At 64.6% G+C, this 17,607-nt stretch carries 17 protein-coding genes; 11 read left to right on the top strand and 6 right to left on the bottom strand.

What is annotated here, in order from left to right; all coding sequences use genetic code 11:
* Genes AC1DEK_RS17785 through AC1DEK_RS17795 form a run of 3 tightly spaced genes read left to right on the top strand, consistent with a single transcriptional unit; the run spans position 1 to position 1,952 of the window.
* Complete coding sequence (locus AC1DEK_RS17785; protein ID WP_478126589.1) at positions 1-621, top strand: histidine phosphatase family protein; 621 nt, start codon at positions 1-3, stop codon at positions 619-621.
* Between the two features lie 42 nt (positions 622-663).
* Positions 664-1,623 (top strand): DnaJ C-terminal domain-containing protein, encoded by a 960-nt coding sequence (locus AC1DEK_RS17790; RefSeq protein WP_478126590.1) that lies wholly within the window; start codon positions 664-666, stop codon positions 1,621-1,623.
* Positions 1,624-1,628: 5 nt separating this feature from the next.
* Complete coding sequence (locus AC1DEK_RS17795; protein ID WP_478126591.1) at positions 1,629-1,952, top strand: chaperone modulator CbpM; 324 nt, start codon at positions 1,629-1,631, stop codon at positions 1,950-1,952.
* Positions 1,953-1,976: 24 nt separating this feature from the next.
* Here the strand turns inward: AC1DEK_RS17795 and AC1DEK_RS17800 are convergent, their stop codons facing one another.
* On the bottom strand, positions 1,977-2,261 hold the full coding sequence (locus AC1DEK_RS17800) for a hypothetical protein (RefSeq protein WP_478126592.1): 285 nt from the start codon (positions 2,259-2,261) through the stop codon (positions 1,977-1,979).
* A 383-nt stretch (positions 2,262-2,644) separates the two neighbouring features.
* Here AC1DEK_RS17800 and AC1DEK_RS17805 point away from each other — a divergent pair, with 383 nt between their 5' ends.
* Positions 2,645-3,706, top strand: a complete 1,062-nt coding sequence (locus AC1DEK_RS17805) for a class I SAM-dependent methyltransferase (protein ID WP_478126593.1) — start codon at positions 2,645-2,647, stop codon at positions 3,704-3,706.
* Between the two features lie 9 nt (positions 3,707-3,715).
* On the opposite strand, the gene AC1DEK_RS17810 is transcribed toward AC1DEK_RS17805, so the two are convergent.
* From AC1DEK_RS17810 to AC1DEK_RS17830, 5 genes are all read right to left on the bottom strand, one after another.
* Positions 3,716-5,413, bottom strand: coding sequence for a carboxylesterase/lipase family protein (locus AC1DEK_RS17810; RefSeq protein WP_478126594.1), 1,698 nt, complete (start codon positions 5,411-5,413; stop codon positions 3,716-3,718).
* A 118-nt stretch (positions 5,414-5,531) separates the two neighbouring features.
* Positions 5,532-6,455: a LysR substrate-binding domain-containing protein gene (locus tag AC1DEK_RS17815; protein ID WP_478126595.1), complete on the bottom strand. Its 924-nt coding sequence runs from the start codon at positions 6,453-6,455 to the stop codon at positions 5,532-5,534.
* A 116-nt stretch (positions 6,456-6,571) separates the two neighbouring features.
* A complete protein-coding gene (locus AC1DEK_RS17820) occupies positions 6,572-6,928 on the bottom strand; it encodes a TfoX/Sxy family protein (RefSeq protein ID WP_478126596.1) in 357 nt (118 codons plus the stop codon).
* Positions 6,919-7,314 (bottom strand): hypothetical protein, encoded by a 396-nt coding sequence (locus tag AC1DEK_RS17825; protein ID WP_478126597.1) that lies wholly within the window; start codon positions 7,312-7,314, stop codon positions 6,919-6,921. Before AC1DEK_RS17825 ends, AC1DEK_RS17820 begins: the two co-directional genes overlap by 10 nt.
* A gap of 69 nt (positions 7,315-7,383) precedes the next feature.
* Complete coding sequence (locus AC1DEK_RS17830; protein ID WP_478126598.1) at positions 7,384-8,310, bottom strand: LysR family transcriptional regulator; 927 nt, start codon at positions 8,308-8,310, stop codon at positions 7,384-7,386.
* Positions 8,311-8,427: 117 nt separating this feature from the next.
* On the opposite strand from AC1DEK_RS17830, the gene AC1DEK_RS17835 reads away from it, so the two are divergent.
* The 7 genes from AC1DEK_RS17835 to AC1DEK_RS17865 all read left to right on the top strand — a co-directional run bounded on the left by AC1DEK_RS17835 (position 8,428) and on the right by AC1DEK_RS17865 (position 17,585).
* Complete coding sequence (locus AC1DEK_RS17835) at positions 8,428-10,299, top strand: arylsulfatase (RefSeq protein WP_478126599.1); 1,872 nt, start codon at positions 8,428-8,430, stop codon at positions 10,297-10,299.
* Between the two features lie 10 nt (positions 10,300-10,309).
* Positions 10,310-12,592: a tetratricopeptide repeat protein gene (locus AC1DEK_RS17840; protein ID WP_478126600.1), complete on the top strand. Its 2,283-nt coding sequence runs from the start codon at positions 10,310-10,312 to the stop codon at positions 12,590-12,592.
* Between the two features lie 108 nt (positions 12,593-12,700).
* On the top strand, positions 12,701-13,681 hold the full coding sequence (locus AC1DEK_RS17845) for an AraC family transcriptional regulator (RefSeq protein ID WP_478126602.1): 981 nt from the start codon (positions 12,701-12,703) through the stop codon (positions 13,679-13,681).
* Positions 13,682-13,801: 120 nt separating this feature from the next.
* The gene (locus AC1DEK_RS17850) at positions 13,802-15,376 is read left to right on the top strand and encodes an acyl-CoA synthetase (protein ID WP_478126603.1); all 1,575 of its coding nucleotides are present in this window, start codon (positions 13,802-13,804) and stop codon (positions 15,374-15,376) included.
* A 145-nt stretch (positions 15,377-15,521) separates the two neighbouring features.
* On the top strand, positions 15,522-16,703 hold the full coding sequence (locus AC1DEK_RS17855) for a lipid-transfer protein (RefSeq protein WP_478126604.1): 1,182 nt from the start codon (positions 15,522-15,524) through the stop codon (positions 16,701-16,703).
* A 10-nt stretch (positions 16,704-16,713) separates the two neighbouring features.
* Positions 16,714-17,154: a MaoC family dehydratase N-terminal domain-containing protein gene (locus AC1DEK_RS17860; RefSeq protein WP_478126605.1), complete on the top strand. Its 441-nt coding sequence runs from the start codon at positions 16,714-16,716 to the stop codon at positions 17,152-17,154.
* 11 nt (positions 17,155-17,165) lie between these two features.
* Complete coding sequence (locus AC1DEK_RS17865; protein ID WP_478126606.1) at positions 17,166-17,585, top strand: MaoC family dehydratase; 420 nt, start codon at positions 17,166-17,168, stop codon at positions 17,583-17,585.
* The last annotated feature ends 22 nt before the right edge of the window (positions 17,586-17,607 follow it).

Here is a 17,607-nt window from a genome sequence, read left to right on the forward strand (position 1 = left end):
ATGACCGCCCCCCCTGGCCTCCGACAACTCGCCGCCCTGGCGGCCGAACGACCGCTCGCACCGGCGTGCGACCACTTCTACTTTCTGCGCCACGGGCAGACTGAATGCAATGCGCGGCGGATCTTCCAGTCGGTGGACGAGCCGCTGAGCGCGCTCGGACTGCGGCAGGCGGCACGCGCCGCCGAATTGCTGGCCGGCGAGCCGATCCGCAGCATCGTGAGCAGCAACGTGCATCGCGCGCTGACCACCGCGCACACCGTATCGAGCCCGCACGGCATTGCGCCCGTGGTGCTCGAAGGTCTGCGCGAGCGCAACTTCGGTGCGCTGATCGGCACGTCGTCGCTCCACATCGACTGGGCCTGCGAACCCGAGGGTGGCGAAACGCTGGCCGAGTTCGTCGAGCGCTCGCGCATCGCGCTCGAACACGCGCTGACGCATCCCGGGCCGGTGCTGCTGGTCGCGCACGGCGGCACGCTCTATGCGCTCGCAGCGCTCATCGGCGTGCCAGTCGACCTCAGTGTGCTGGGCAACGCGCAGCCCTTGCGTTTCGAGCGCAGCGGCACCATTTGGCGCATGACACCGCTGATGCAGCAGGTCGAAGGCGGCGCAGCCTTGGCCTGACCCTCCTCCTCGTATCTGCCGGATCTTCAGGAAACAAGCGACATGGAATTCAAGGACTACTACAAGATCCTCGGCCTCGAGCGCGGCGCCTCCGAAGACGAGGTCCGAAAGGCCTACCGCAAGCTCGCGCGCAAATACCACCCCGACGTCAGCAAGGAGCCCGACGCCGAGACGCGCATGCGCGACGTCAACGAAGCCAACGACGTCCTGCGCGACAAGGAAAAGCGCATGGCCTACGACCAACTCGCCGACCACGTCGCGCGCGGCGGCAGCCCCGACGGCAGCTTTCAGCCACCGCCGAACTGGGACGAAGGCTTCGAGTTCCATCGCGGGCCGCACGCCGGGCCGGCCGATCACGCGGACTTCAGCGAGTTCTTCTCGTCGCTCTTCGGCGCGGCCGAACGCCGCGGTGCCGAGCGCCGAAACTACCGCGCGCGCGGCGAAGACCATCACGCCGCGATCGAAATTGCGCTCGAAGATGCGCTCAAGGGTGCGGAGCGCGAGATCACGCTGCGCTCGCAGGAGATCAACGCGCAAGGCATGCCCGAATGGAAGACGCGCACGCTGAGCGTGAAGATCCCGGCCGGCGTCCATCCCGGGCAGTACATCCGCCTGGCGGGCCAGGGCATGCCCGGCCATGGTGGCGAGCCTGCCGGCGACCTTTACCTCGAAGTGCGCATCGCGCCGCATCCGCTCTATCGCATCGAAGACCGCGACCTCTACATGACGCTGCCGATCACGCCGACCGAAGGCGCGCTGGGCGCACAGGTGCAGGTGCCCACGCCGACAGGCGGAGTCGTCGAAGTCACCGTGCCGCGCAACGCGCGCAATGGCCTCAAGCTTCGGTTGAAGGAACGCGGTCTTCCAGGCAAGCCGCCAGGCAATCTCTATCTGCTGCTTGAAATTGCGCTGCCGCCGGCCGACACCGACGCGGCCCGCAAGGCTTACGAACAACTTGCACAGGCGGCCCCCTTCAATCCGCGCCGCCATCTCGGAGTTTGACGACCATGGCCACAGTTTCCGTCACGACCACGGCGCTCAGCGCCTTGCACCCTCTCGCCGCCACCGAACTCGCCCACGCCTGCGGCGCGGAAATCGAGTGGGTGGTGCAGTTGATCGAGGTCGGCATCATCGAATCGCAAGCGCCCGCCGAAAGCCCTGAGCAATGGCGCTTTCAGAGCACGGACCTGCAATGCGCGCTGGCTGCGCGAAGGCTGGAGCGCGACTTCGGCGTGAACCTCGACGCTGCGGCGCTGATCCTCGATCTGGAGCACGAAGTGCGGCGCCTGAAGGCCGTGCTGCGGGCGCGCGGGCTCGATCGGGAGATCTGAGGATCTGAGGAAGCCGCGCGGCGTTCAAGGCAATGGCATCGAAGCGATGGTTGCCTTGACGATCTGAAGGCGACGCTCGAATTCTGAATTGACCAGCGTGATCAGGGCGCGCAGATCGTTCGGGGTGGTGAAGAACTCATCGTCGCGTGCTGCGCGCGCTGACACGACAAGACCGTGGATGCATCCGGCAGCGCGATAGGCCTCCTTCAATGCGTTGATTTCGCCGACTGCTTGTTGGGTGAGCGTGGCGAGATTGCCTTGTGTCGGAACGTCTGGGTGGCGCGCGAGCGCGCAAGTAGGGTGGACCATCAATGGCCTCCAAAGGGTGCGATTTGCAAAAACCGCCGCCCTCGCTGTCAAACGTAGGCGGCAGCTCGAACGGGTTGACAGACCGGGCACCCCTTGCGAGAACCGGCAGGGCGTGAGCCCTCCCATCCGAGCCGCCTAAAAATGGCGCGCGAACGAAAGAGCCGCAGGTCCCGCGGGAGTCACTGCGGCTTTCGTCGCAGGGGTGCTGGTCGAGCTGTCAAACCCGGTCACGCTGAGTGTGCGCGACGGGTCGGAGTATAGCCAGCGGTGGTCGAGTGACCATGATGCGCAGCGGGCCGATCTGCGGCTTTTTTTTCTGACGTAACCGCAGTAGCGCGGCGCCCGAATTACAGAGAGCCAATGCAACCTCGAGGAGCAAAGCCATGCAGCAAATTGACAACGACAAGCTCAACGCCCTGCTCGACAGGATGGTCACCGAGTTCGGCGCGTTGGCCAGTGCGCCGCTAGTGATCCTGGGTGATCGCCTCGGGTTGTACAAGGCAATGGCGGGCGCCGGGCCGATATCGGTGGATGAGTTCAGCGAACGCACGCATCTGCGTCTGCGCTACGCACAGGAGTGGCTCAGCGCGCAGGCCGCCAGCGGCTTCGTCGACTATGACCCGAATGCGCAGACCTACACACTCTCGCCCGAAGCCGCACTGGTGCTGGCGGACGACAGCAGCCCTGCCTTCATGGGCGGCGGATTCGAATGCCTGATGTCGATGTTCTACGACATCGACAAGGTGCAAAAGGCATTTCGCGACGGCACCGGCCTCGCCTGGCACGAACACCACCCCAGCTTGTTCACAGGCACGGAACGCTTCTTCAGGGCCGGCTACAACGCGAACCTGGAGCCGAGCTGGATTCCGGCGCTGGACGGCATGAGCGAGCGGTTGCATGCAGGCGCTCGCGTCGCCGATGTCGGCTGCGGTTTCGGCGCTTCGACGATCGTGCTGGCCCAGGCCTACCCTGCTTCGACCTTCATCGGCTACGACTATCACGAGCCTTCGATCAACGCTGCACGTGAGCGCGCGGCCGCGGCGGGCGTCGCCGATCGCGTCAGCTTCGAGGTGGCTGGCGCGAAGACGTATCCTGGCCGCGATTTCGATCTCGTCGCCTTCTTCGATTGCCTGCACGACATGGGCGACCCGGTGGGAGCGGCCAGGCACGTGCGCGAGACGCTGTCGCCGGACGGGATGTGGATGATCGTCGAGCCTTTCGCCAACGATCGGCTGGAGGACAACCTCAATGCGGTCGGACGCATCTACTACAGCGCCTCCACGATGGTCTGCACGCCCTGCTCGCTGTCGCAGGAAGTGGGGCTCGGGCTTGGCGCCCAGGCCGGCGAGCAGCGCTTGGGCACCGTCGCGCGCGAAGGCGGGTTCAGTCGCTTTCGGCGCGCCGCGCAAACGCCGTTCAACCTTGTCTTCGAGGCTCGGCCCTAGAGCCGCAGGTCAATAGCCCAACACAGCATCCCAGACCTTCAATTGATTCAGCTTCGGCACCGCACCCAGCACGGTGTCGCCTGTTGCGCCTTCGCCCCAGCGCACGGCAGTGGCGGTGCCGGGCCGATATAGCGGCCAGGTCTCGCCTGTGCCGAGCGTGGGTTGCGCCTCGCTGGCGAACGACACCATGGCCGCCATGAATTGGTTGCATAACTGCGCCTCTTGCGGTGCGGCACCCAGCTTGTCGCGGTAGTAGTTCAGTCCGTAGGTTCCGAACAGCATGGGAACATCAGCGCAGTGCGGCACGCCACGCCCGGGCGCCTTGACCGCGTGCATGTAGGTACCAAAGCGAACCGGCACACCGGCCGTGGAAAGACGCGCTGCATAGCGGGTTCCGAAATTGCGCAGCAACTGGTCGCCGAAGATGTCCGTCCACAGCAGCGATGGCGTCGTCGGCCGTCCTTCCGCAAGCGCGGCTTGAACATACGCGTCGATGACTGTATTGGCAGCGTCGGTTCGGCCGCCGAGTTGGGCCGCCAGCGCGGCGCCCAGGGCTGGCAGCGTGGCGGGAGGTGTCGGCGTGAGCATGGTGTTGGTCGCCGGATCGTAGAGGTCCCACCAGAAAGCGCCTTCGTCGAGCGTGTAGTCGATGACGACAGGCAGGTCCGACGGCCAGTCGCGCCGAGTCCAGTCCGCCAGATAGGTCTTGCCGTCGACGACGGGCGCGAGCTTGTAGGGTGACGCACCCGAGGTGAATCCTGCCGGCAAAGGCGCCGCGTTCTGAGCCAGCTCGGCATCGTGCAACGCCTTTGCCGGCAGGTCCCGCAGCCCGCGGGGCGTGGTACCGAAACTCGTCGCGAGCAGTTCGGTGTAGGCCGCTGCATCCGTCATGGTCAACGAGGCCGGCGGTGTCACGTTCGGCGGACTGAGCAGCACCGCCTTGTGGAAAGTGCTGCGGTACGCAGGGTTCTGGGCCAGCATCGCCGTGTGCATGGCGCCACCCGATTGGCCCACGACGCAGACACGCGCTGGATCGCCGCCGAACGCGGCAATGTTGTCGCGCACCCATCGCAGCGCCGCGTCCATGTCCTGCAATTGCCAATTTGCCGTCGAGCCATTGCCGGCATCGGCGAAGTCCGGATGGGACAGCAAGCCGAGAGCACCCAACCGATAGTTGGCCGTGACCACGATGACACCGCGCTGCGCAAGCAACTTGCCGTTCATGAGCGGCATACCGGTTGCGCCGGTGCGGAAGCCGCCGCCATGAAACCAGACGATCACCGGCAGGCGCTGAGCTCCTGATGGGCTCCAGACGTTGAGCGTCAAGCAGTCTTCGCTTTGAAGGTCCGGCGATGGATAGATCCAGGACACCATGCCTCCGACGGTCTGCAGGCTGGCTGCCCCGAAAGCAGCGGCGTCGACGATTCCGGTTGCAGGCTGGGCCGGTCGCGGCGCCTGGAACCGTAGCGGCCCTACAGGGGGCTGCGCATAGGGAATCCCCAACCACGAAGTGACGCCATCTTGCTGTCGGCCGCGAAAACGGCCGGACGCGGTTGCGGCCACGAGATTGGCATCGCCGCCGACACCGATGCCGATGCCGCTATCACCGCCACCGCCGCAGCCCACCAGGGGCGCGGCTGCCAGTGCGGCACTTGAGAGCAGGAAGCGCCGGCGTGTGGCCGCTGCGCGAAGCGCGTCTGTTTGCATATGTCTCCTGTGGATGCACCGCCCGGGCGCGAGCGGCTAGGGAGAATGCTAGGCATCGCGCGTACTTCGCATAAGGCCGCCACCGCAATGCAGCGTTCCAGAGGTGCAACGATCCGGGTCAGCGCGGATCGCGTTCGAGCGAGGCCATGCCTTCTTCCAAAGCATCGATGAACCGGCGACCCGCCAGCGTGAGGGCGCGCCGCGAGGGATACAGCGCGTAGATGCCGACCTGAGGTGCAGCCCAGTCGGGCGCGATCACGCGCAGGCGGCCTTCTTCGATGTCCCGGCGGCACAGTACATACGGCAGCTGTGCGACACCCACGCCTGCCAGTGCCGCTTCGCGAATGAGCAGCAGGTTATCGGTGCTGAAGCGCACGTCCACGGTGATCTCATGCCTGCCATGGCGGGAATGCTGCAAAGACCAATGCGCAGGATCGGGGAAGAACGTCCATCCCACCGCCGGAAAGCAAGGAAAGTCTGTCGGTCCGGGATCCTCGGGGATTTCGTGCGCCAGACCCGGTGCGCTCACGACCGCGTAGTGCGCATTCGCCAGACAACGTGCGACCAGGCTCGAATCGCGAAGTGGCTGCAGACTCGGCTGTATGGCCAGGTCTGCTGGCGCCATGAAGGGACGGCTCCTGCCATCGGTCGACTCGATCACGATCTTCACGCGGGGATATCGCATCATGAACTCGATTGCGATACGGCCGACCAAGGCCGAAGCCAGCGCCATTGGACACAAAACCCGCAACAAGCCCGAGGGTTCGCCGCGTGAATCGCTCGCAGCGGCCGCAGCGCCTTGCAACCGCGCGCGAACACTCACCGCATCGTCGTAGGTTCGCCGGCCAATATCGGTCACCGTGAAACGCCGCGAGGTGCGCACAAGAAGATGGACGCCCAGGTTGTTTTCGAGCGCCGCGACCGAGCGGCTCAGCCGCGAGGGTGGAACCCCGAACCTCGCGCCTGCAGCATTGAATCCCCCGGCGTCGACGACAGCAGCGAATGCCATCAGGTCCTGGAACAGCTTCGACAATTCATCCATGAGGACGTCAGCTTGAGGTGGTCACGAACGACTCCAGTGGAGTGGTGAGGCAGTCTTCTCTTGTTCTGCTGTTCTGCTGCTGTGCTGGCAGGCCGGCGCCAACAACGTCATTCTGATCACTTCTTCCGAGTCGCCGTCTTGCGTCGCACGGTCGCGCCGCCCTTGCGCAGGACAGCCTCCCAGGCCAAGCGGGCCCAGCGTGCCGCTTCCTCGCGGTCTTCGTAGATTTCGGGCGGCGCTTCGACATACGAGGTCTGCGTCAGCTTGCCTGATCGCATGTACGCGAAGGGCGCCATCCCTTTCGATTCGAAATCGGATCGGCTCGCCTCGTCGGTCTTGAGGTACAGGCGCTCGCCAATCACCAGCCCGAACATACGCCCTTCGTGGAAGACGCCGTGACCGCCGAACATGCGCCGGGCCGACACGCGCCCGAAGCGCTCGAACAACTCGGGAAGTTCTTCAGCTAGTGCCATCGTGTCCCCTGCTTTGTCTCGAGGGCCTCAGGCGCTCGAAACCAGATCTTGAACGTCACATACATCGCATAGCCAAGCCCGAGCACCATCCACGCGAGGTATGACACGTTGGCCCAGTACTCGCCAGCATGTGCCGCCAAGGTGTAGATCTGCATCTTGCAACCCCTGCCCACGCAAGACACCTCACCTCGAAACAGCGCACGCAACAAGCCAAACAGGAGGCCGCACGTCACAACGGCCGTCACGAGGAATCCCATCGGCCCCATGAGTCCTTTCGTGAGTTCGCCGTTCTCGTCGCGATAGCCCTTCCGAAGCAGGCTCTGCCCGAACTTGTACCAGGCGAATCCAAGCAGAAGCATCAGCAAGTAGTAGATCGCAGTACGCATACCGTCAATCGTAATGGACCACTCTTCGCTTCAACGGAAGACACTGCGCCGTAACGGCCGTTGCGCGGATCAAGCGCTCTGCCGCGCCGCGATCTGCCGGGCCAGGCTCACCGCACGCAGCGCCGCCGGCGACATCGTCCGGCCCTTCAACCAGATGGCGTGGATGTTGACCGCCAAAGGTGCCTTCACCTTGATGTCGAGGCGGCGCAGGTCCAGCCTGCTCGCCTCGGTCAGCCCGTCGGGCAACAGGCCCAGCACGTCGGTTTCGGCAACAAGGCGGCCGAGCAGGTTCAGGTCATCGCATTCGACCGTCAGCGGAAAGTCATGCACCGATTCGAAGCCGTAGCTGACGGCAATGTGCTCCATGACGGAGTGCGTCGCAGAAATTCCGGCGATGCCATAGCGGCGCAGGACCTCGACGTCGATCTTGCCGATGCGCTCGATGGGATGGCCCGGCCGGCAGAACAGGGCCCCACCTTGCACACCGACCAAAGCGGTCGAATAGCGACTGCTACGGGCCAGCAGTCTGGGCTCGCCGAGGCAAAAATCGAGTTCCTGCGCTTCGAGCTTTTCGATCAGGGCCATCAGGTTGCCGAGACGAACTCGCGTGACGAGCCGCGGGCTGTTGCGGCCAAGCTCGGACAACAGGCTCGGCATGATGATGGCCGCGGGAATGGGCGCGGCACCGATCGCGAGTTCGCCGGCATCGCCTTGCCTCATCAGTTCGATGTCGCGCTGCAGGCAGCTGCTGTCGAAGACCAGGGCGCGCGCACGCTCGAGCACCATCTGGCCGGCCTGGGTGAGCGACACCCGCTGGGCATCCCGGTCGAACAATCGCATGCCGACCTGATCCTCCAGACTTCGGATGCTGCGCCCGAAGGCCGCTTCGCTCAGGTGGACGCGCACGGCGGCGCGCGAGAAGCGACCTTCTTCGGCCAAGGCGATCAAGTGCGTCAAGCGACGCAGGTCGGTGGCGAGCTTCGGGTCAGGTTGCATGAAACGCAATGTACTCGGGCTATTTTTGCGTTGGACACATTTTTGCCGCGTGTTCAAACTCCCATCTCGCGCGTTCGCCGCCCGGCGTTTTGCCGCACAAAGACCGGAGACAGACAAATGACGAAAAGATGGGCCAAGGTCCGAGGCTTGACGTGTTCGCTCGCCGCCACGGCGCTGCTGGTGTCGAGCGTGCACGGCGCGACAGCCGACCCCGCCGACAAGCCAGCGCAGCCTCGCCCGAACATCGTGTTCGTGGTGATCGACGATGCCGGCTTCAGCGACCTCGGCGCCTATGGCAGCGAGATCAAGACACCCAACATCGACGACATCGCGAAATCCGGCGTCCGGTTCACCAACTTCCACACTGCATCGACCTGCGAATCGTCCCGCGCGATGATGCACACCGGCATTGACCACCATCGCGCCGGCGCAGGCTCGCTGCGCCCCGTGATGGCCGACAACCAGAAGGGCCAGCCCGGGTACGAGGGTTTCCTGAGCCCGAACGCGCACAGTCTTGGGCAATTGATGCACGACGGCGGCTATGCCACCTACTTCGCCGGCAAATGGAACATGGGTGACGGACTCGATCACGCGCCCGGCGCAAAAGGCTGGGACCGGTACATCTCCCTGGAGCAGACGGGCGCCGACAACTTCGAAGCCAAGGTCTACGCGCCGCTCAACATGGAGGCCGTCTGGTGGGAAGACGGCAAGCGCGCCGTGCTGCCTGCCGACTTCTACTCGACGCGGCATTACGTCGACCGGATGATCAGCTATGTCGAGGACGGCAAGAACGGCAACGACGCCCACAAGCCTTTCTTTGCCGTGCTCGCCTTCCAGGCCGTGCATTCGCCACTGCAGGCACCCGAAGTGGACATCGACAAGTACAAGGATCGCTACACGCAGGGCTGGGACAACTTGCGTTCCGAGCGCTATCAGCGCCAGGTCGACATGGGCCTGGTGCCCGCCGGGTTGAAGCTGCCCGAGACAGTGCTGCGCAAGAGCTGGGACAGCCTGGACGCCAAGGACCAGAAGCTCTATGCCAAGAAGATGTCAGTCTTCGCAGCGATGCTGGACAGCGCGGATCAGCACATCGGCCGGTTCCGCGATTACCTGAAGCGCACCGGCCAACTGGACAACACCGTCTTCGTGGTCATGTCGGACAACGGCGCGGACCCCTTCGAGCTCAACAACCTCAACCTGCCGTTCAAGCTCTGGTATCACGTGAACTATGCGCTCGGCATCGAAACGTTGGGGCAAAAGGGCAGCTATGTCCACTACGGGCAGGACTGGGCGGAAGTGTCCAATACCCCCTTCGCGAGCTTCAAGGGCACGTCCGCGGAGGGAGGCATGCGGGTGCCATTCATCGTGAGCTATCCGGAGCGCATCAAGCCGGGCGGCATGACCGACCAGTTCGCCTACGTCACCGACTTTCTGCCGACCATGCTCGACATCGCCGGCATCCCCATGCCCGGCGACGTGTACAAGGGCAAGAAGCTGAACCGTCCGACCGGCACGAGCATGCTGCCCTATCTGGAGGGACATGCGCCGTCGATCCACCCCGCCGACTACACGGTCGGCTTTGAAGCGACGGGGGCCGGCGCGCTGTTTTTTGGCGACTACAAGATCAGCCGCAATGTTGCGCCGTTCTTCGACGGTCAATGGCACCTCTACGACATCAAGTCGGACCCGACCGAATCGCGCGATCTCAGCGCCGAGAAACCTGAACTGATGAAGACGATGCTGGCCAAGTACGACGACTACATCCGCCAGAACGGCGTGATCAATCCGCCCGCCGGCTACAACCCTCTCTTTCAGCTGCTGAAGAACAACTGGCCGGTGCTGGTTCGGCAGATGGCAGGCGTTCTGGCCGCCGCGGTGCTCCTGATCGTCGTCTTGATCGCCGCCATCGTGTTTGGATTGCGCAAGTTGCGCAGGCGCAGTGCGGCGGGTGGACGGGTGACGACGCGCCCCCGCCACGCTCACACCTGAGGCCCGCGCCGTGCGCATCCAGCAAGGCCGGCTTGTTGCGATTGCGCTGGCTGTCGGCGCCGGGTTGCTCGTGCTGGCCTGGCTGCTGGGTTCGCCGCAAACCGGGCCTCGCAAGATCGCCTCGGGCGCCGATGCGCCTTCGTCAGCCGCCAGGTTCGTCGGGTCGCAGGCCTGCGTGGCCTGCCACCAGGCTCAAGGCCAGGCATGGCAAGGTTCGCACCACGATCTGGCGATGCAGCACGCGACGCCCGCGACCGTGCTGGCGCCCTTCCGCGGAGAAGCTTTCACCGAAGCTGGCATCACGTCGCGTTTCCGGCAGCGCGACGGCAAGTTCTACATCGAGACGCAGGATCGCGACGGACGCGAACAAGAGTTCGAGGTGACCCACACACTCGGCGTCTATCCGCTGCAGCAGTTCCTGGTTCCGATGCCCGACAAAGGCATGCAGGCGCTGACGATGGCCTGGGATGCCCGCCCGCAGGGCAAGGGAGGCCAGCGCTGGTTCGATCTGCACGCAGGGCAAAACGTCAAGCCCGGCGACCCGCTGCACTGGACGGGCCGCCAGAACAACTGGAACTTCATGTGCGCCGAATGCCATACGACCAACTTCAAGAAGAACTTCGACGTCGTCACGCGCACTTACGGCAGCACGTGGTCTGAAGGAAATGTCGGCTGCGAAAGCTGCCATGGCCCGGGGTCGCGCCATGTGGCCTGGTCCGGATTGTCAGGAGCAGCACGGCTGTCGGATGCCACGATGGGACTGGCGCAGCTGCTTCGGGACCGCAAGGATGCGCAATGGAACATCAGCGCGGAAACCGGCAACGCGGTGCGCAGCCCGGCCGTATCGCCCGACAGGGCCGAGGTCGAGTTGTGCGCGCAATGCCATTCGCATCGCAGCCAGATCTCGGACAACTACGTGCATGGCAAGCCGCTGCTGGACACGCACGTGCCCTCGCTGCTGGACAAGTCCCTGTTCTGGCCCGACGGGCAGATGAAGGCCGAGGTCTACAACTACGCGTCCTTCCAGCAGAGCCTGATGTACCAGAAGGGGGTGACCTGCAGCGACTGCCACAACCCGCATTCGCTCCAGCTGCGCGCGCCGGGCAACGCCGTGTGCTTTCAATGCCATGCGCCGGCCAAGTACGAGGCGCAGACCCACACCTTCCACGAACTGAATTCCAAGGGCAGCAGTTGCGTCGCATGTCACATGCCGACCACGACCTACATGTCCATCGACCCGCGGCACGACCACGGCATCCGCGTGCCGCGGCCCGATCTTTCGGTGGGCACCGGGATTCCGAACGCCTGCAACAAGTGCCATGTCGACAAGTCGCCGGAGTGGGCCTCGCAAGCGCTGCTGCGCTGGTATCCGGGCATCGAAGCGCGTCACCCGCCGCTGCAGACCGCATTCGCGGCCTTCGACAAGGGCGACGAGAAGGCGCTGTCGCTGCTGTCGAAGGTCTTCGAAGACGCCGGCCAATCGTCGATTGCGCGTGCCAGCGCGTTGTCGAGGGCCGTGCCCGCGATGGGGCCTGAAGGGCTGAACCAGATCGGCAAGCTGCTGCAGGACCGCGATCCGTTGGTGCGGCGAACGGCGGTGGAAGCATTGGCCACCGCGCCACCAGAGATCCGCTCCCAATGGCTGCGCCCCATGCTCGCCGATCCGGTCAAGGCCGTTCGCATGTCCGTCGCCCGCTGGCTGGCCGGTGTGCCGGTCGCAGGATGGGACGCGAAAGACCGGGCGCAGCTTTCCGCGATCGTCGATGAATACGTCAAGGTGCAGTTGTTCAACGCCGATCGTCCGGAGTCCTATGACAACCTCGGCACCCTCTATGCGGACCAGGCCAAGTGGAAACAGGCGGAGGCAGCGCTGAACAAGGCGATCGAGTTGGCACCGGACATGGCCGCGTCTTCGTTGAATCTCGCGGACGTGTATCGCGCCCAAGGTCGAGAGGACGATGCGCAATTGCTGCTGCGAGATGTTGCCGCGAAGTTTCCGGGCGACGCCACCGCCCAGCATGCCCTGGGCTTGTCACTGCTGCGCCAACGCCGTCTCGACCAGGCACTCGTGCACTTGCGTCGCTCCGCAGAACTTGCGCCGGACAACGCTCGCTTCGCTTATGTCTATGCGCTGGCTCTCGAGCGCGATGGCCAGGACCGACTGGCGCTCGCAACACTGGAAAACGCGCTGAAGCTCAGTCCAATGGACCAGGATGCCGCCGCGGCCGCCGCAGCGATCTGCAAGCGCAGCGGCGACGATGCGTTCTGCAGGAAGCGATATTCATCGCGATAAGATGATTGCAGACCACTCGATCGCCCACCACTCGACGATTGACCAGCGTCTGAGCACCGAGGTCGACACCTCTCCCATTCGATGCTGCCTCCGCCCGTCACCATTCCAATGACCTTTGTGCAGGGGATGCTTTCGGGTGTCCACGCGCGCGGCCAGGGCTGCGACGAATTCCTGCTCGAAGCCGGCATCGCTCCCTCGCTCATGCAACAGGCCAGCGCCCGGGTGACAGCGAGTCAGTACTCCGAACTGTTCCGTATCCTGATGAAGCGCCTCGACGACGAATGCCTCGGCTTCTTGTCGCGGCCCTTGAAGCCTGGCAGCCTCGGCTTGATCACCCTGTCTGCTGTCGGGGCCGAAACGCTCGAACTGGCGATGCGCCGGATCGCTCGCGCCTTTTGGCTGCTGCAGGACGATGTGCTTCTGGAGCCTGTGCAAGACGGCGCATTGGCAGGCCTGTCGCTGAAGTTCGCGAACGCTTCGGTCATTTATCCGAACTTTCTTCACGAGTTCTTTCTTCGGATGTTCTGGCGCCAGCTTGCCTGGTTGATCGGCGGCAAACTCCCCGCGGAGCGCTTCGATTTCGCGTTCGGATTGCCCGCTTACGCCGGTAGCTACGGCCAGGCGTTTCCTGCGCCGCTGCACTTCGATTGCGTGCGGTCGACCTTCTGGTTCCAGGCTGCCTGGTTGAAAGAACCGGTGCGACGCACGGAAGCCGAAGTGCGCACGGCACTTCGTTATGCGCAGGCCGAAATCATCGTTCCCAGGCGAGTCGATAACTTTGTGAGCGCGCGCGTGCGACGTCACTTGCAGGGCACGCAGCCCGCATGGCCCGATCTTGTCGCCACGGCCGAAGCGCTGCATATGTCGACCTCCACTTTGCAGAGGCGCCTTGCGAGCGAAGGCACTTCGTTTCAGTCGCTCAAGGACGAACTCCGCCGCGACACGGCCATCGTCCGGCTGAACACCAGCGGCATTTCGCTGGCGGCGCTGGCCTATGAGCTTGGGTTTGCGGACAGCGCGGCTTTTCAGCGGGCCTTCAAGGGATGGACGGGCAGCGCGCCCGGAGCCTATCGCCGCAGCGGAAGGTGATCCGGACTTCGCGGGAGTGAGGTCTTTTGCCATCGGATCAGGGCATTGCGCAATCGTGCGCGAGGCCGGCGCTTCCTACGATCGGGTGCATATCAATGGGCCACGTTTTTCCGTGGCCGAATGGAGACAAGCACCATGTATCTCACGCAATCCCTGCACCGGGCGGCGCAGCAACACCCCGAGCGCGTTGCAGTGCGCTGTGGCGATCGCCATCGCACCTTCGGGCAATTGGTCGATCGCGTAGCGCGGTTTGCTGGTGCCTTGCAAGGGCTCGGCATGCAGGTCGGCGATCGCGTCGCGATGCTGTCGCTCAACTCCGATCGGTACCTCGAATACCAGATGGCCGTGCCTTGGGCCGGTGGCGTTCTCAATCCCTGCAACATCCGCTGGACTGCTGCAGAGATCCTCTATTCGCTGGACGACTCTGGCTCGACGATCCTTCTGGTCGACGAGACCTTTCGCCCGATGGCCGAGCAGTTCCGGCGCAGTTCGCGCACCTTGCGTGAAGTGGTCTATTGCGGCGATGGCGAGGTGCCCGAGGGCATGCACGGCTATGAAGCGCTGATCGCAATCACGGACCCGGTGCCCGATGCCCTGCGACGCGGCGAGGACTTGGCCGGCATCTTCTACACCGGCGGCACCACGGGATTTCCCAAGGGCGTGATGCTGAGCCACACCAATTTGTGCAGCTCCGCGCTTGCCGCGCGGGCCGAAGGGCTCGCTTCGCCTGCGGGGACCTACCTCCATGCGGCCCCGATGTTCCATCTTGCCGACATGGGCTGTGCCATGGCGCACTGGCTGGAGGGCAACACCCATTCGATCATTCCGGCATTCAATCCCGAAGGGGTCCTTGATGTGCTGGAGCGCGACCGCGCCACTCATGTGTTGATGGTCCCGACCATGATCCAGATGATGGTCGACCACGCGGCGATGCAGAAGCCGCGCGACCTGAGCGCGCTGCGCACCATCATCTACGGCGCCGCGCCCATCTCGGAGGCCCTGGTCGACCGCGCCATGGCCGCGCTGCCCGGCGTGAGCTTCGTGCAGGCGTACGGCATGACCGAGCTTTCGCCGGTTGCCACCATCAACCCCGCCTGGACTCACACGGTGGAGGGCCGCAAACGCGGCAAGTTGCGCGCAGCCGGTCGGGCCAGCTTCGTTACCCAGGTCAAGATCGTCGACGAACAGGGCAACGAAGTGCCCCGCGGAACCGTCGGCGAGGTCGTGGTGCGAGGCCCCAACGTGATGCAAGGCTATTGGAACAAGCCCGAGATGACCGCCCAGGCCGTGCGCGACGCGTGGATGCACACCGGCGACGGCGCATGGATGGACGAGGACGGCTTCATCTTCATCGCCGACCGCCTGAAAGACATGATCATCACCGGCGGAGAAAACGTCTTCTCGGCCGAAGTCGAGAACGCCCTCGCCCAGCATCGCGCCGTTGCGGCCTGCGCGGTCATCGGCATTCCGAGCGCGGACTGGGGCGAATCGGTGCATGCGGTGGTGGTTCTCAAGCCCGGCGAGGAAGCCTCCGCGGAAGCGCTCATCGCCCACTGCAAGTCACTGATCGCTGGCTACAAATGCCCGCGCAGCCTGGTCTTCACCGAAGCGCTGCCGCTGTCCGGTGCAGGCAAGGTCCTCAAGACCAAGCTGCGCGAGCCCTTCTGGCAAGCGCAATCCCGGCAAGTGGCCTGACAGCAGGGCATGTCCCGGCAAGCCGATGCCTTTTGCCATGCGATCGATGCGATGTGTCATCGCCGGCGGGGCAACGAATTCCTACCATCGAACCATTCAAAGGGCGCGATCCCGCTGCCCTCTTCAGCACCTCCAGGAGTCCTCCATGAACCGTGACGTCTTTGTCAGCGGGGTCGGCATGATCCCCTTCACCAAGCCAGGCGCCAACGAGCCCTATCCGCAGATGGCCGCCAAGGCCACCCGCCAGGCCCTGGCCGACGCAGGCATCGGCTATGAGCTGGTTCAACAGGCGTATGTCGGCTATGTGTACGGCGACTCCACCGCCGGCCAGCGCGCCGTGTACGAAGTCGGCATGACCGGCATTCCGGTCGTCAACGTGAACAACAACTGCTCCACCGGCTCGACCGCGCTCTTCCTGGCGCGCCAGGCCGTCGGCAGCGGTGCCGCCGAATGCGTGCTGGCGCTGGGCTTCGAGCAGATGAGCCCCGGCGCGCTCGGCTCGATGTACACGGACCGGACGAGCCCGTTCGAGCGCTTCGACGAACAGGCCGCGGCGCTGACCGACGTCGACCTGCCGTTGGCCTTGCGCTATTTCGGCGGCGCGGGCCTCGCGCACATGAAGGAGTTCGGCACGAAGCTCGAGACCTTCGCCAAGATCCGCGCCAAGGCAAGCCGCCACGCGGCCAACAATCCGCTCGCCCTCTTCCGCACCGTGATCACCGAAGAGGACGTGCTGAATGCTCCCATGATGTGGCCCGGCGTCATGACGCGCCTGATGGCGTGCCCGCCCACCTGCGGCGCGGCGGCGGCAATCATCTGCTCGTCCGAGTTCGCCGAGCGCCATGGTTTGAATCGCCAGGTTCGCATCAAGGCGCAGGCCATGACGACGGACCAGCCGATCACCTTCAAGGCAGGTGACATGCGCGAAGTGGTTGGCTTCAGCATGGCTCGCTCGGCCGCGCAGCAGGTCTACGAGGCCGCCGGCGTGGGACCGCAAGACATCGATGTCGTCGAGCTGCATGACTGCTTCGCACAGAACGAGTTGGTGAGCTATGAGGCGCTTGGCCTCTGCCCGGTGGGCGGCGCGGAGAAGTTCATCTGCGACGGCGACAACACCTATGGCGGCACGGTCGTCACCAACCCTTCGGGCGGCTTGCTCAGCAAGGGCCATCCACTGGGCGCCACCGGCCTGGCGCAATGCTTCGAGTTGACGCACCAGCTGCGCGGCACTGCCGAGCAACGTCAGGTCGAAGGCGCCCAACTGGCGCTGCAACACAACCTCGGCCTGGGCGGCGCCTGCGTGGTCACGCTGTACGAACGCGTCTGAGGGAGAAATCATGATCGACAAGAAATGGATCGGCCATGAGCTGCCCGCGTCGGTGTTGCCCATCGAGCGCAGTCGGCTGCAGTTCTTCGCCAAGGTGATCGGCGAGACCGATCCCGTCTACACCGATGCGGCCGCCGCACGCGATGCCGGCTACCCGGACTTGCCCGCGCCGCCGACCTTTCTGTTCGCGGCCGAACTCGATTCCGGCGCCTCCGAGCGCATGCTCGCGGATTTGCAGATCCCCATCGCGAGGCTTCTGCATGGCGAGCAGAGCTTCAGCTACCACCGCGCCGCCTGCGTGGGCGACACGGTAACGGTGCGCTCATCCATCAGCGACATCTACGACAAGAAGAACGGCGCACTCGAATTCGTCGTCAAGACCGCGCGCGCGACCAACCAGCGCGATGAGCTCCTGGCCGAACTGCGCACGGTGCTTGTCTGCCGCAACTGAAGGACCTTCACATGACCTTGCCTACCTTCGATACCGTCCAAGTCGGCGACGAGCTGCCCGCGCTGCAGCTTCCACCTGTCGATCGCACGACGCTGGCTCTTTTCGGCGGCGCCTCGGGCGACCACAACCCGATCCACATCGACATCGACGTCGCACGTCGTGCCGGCATGCCGGACGTCTTTGCGCAGGGCATGCTCGGCATGGCCTGGCTGGGCCGCCTGCTCACCGGCTGGACGCCGCAGAGCCGCTTGCGCCAGTTCGAAGCGCGCTTCCAGGGCATCACCCACCTCGGCAATGCGATGCGCTGCAGCGGTCGGGTGATCGAGAAACTCGAGCACAACGGCGAGCGCTGCGTGCGCATCGAACTGCAAAGCGCCAACCAATTCGGACAAACCAAGATCGCGGGCATTGCACTCGTTGCATTGCCTTGAACACCTCACCCCAGGAGACATC

This window comes from Variovorax sp. 10N420, assembly GCF_056394705.1.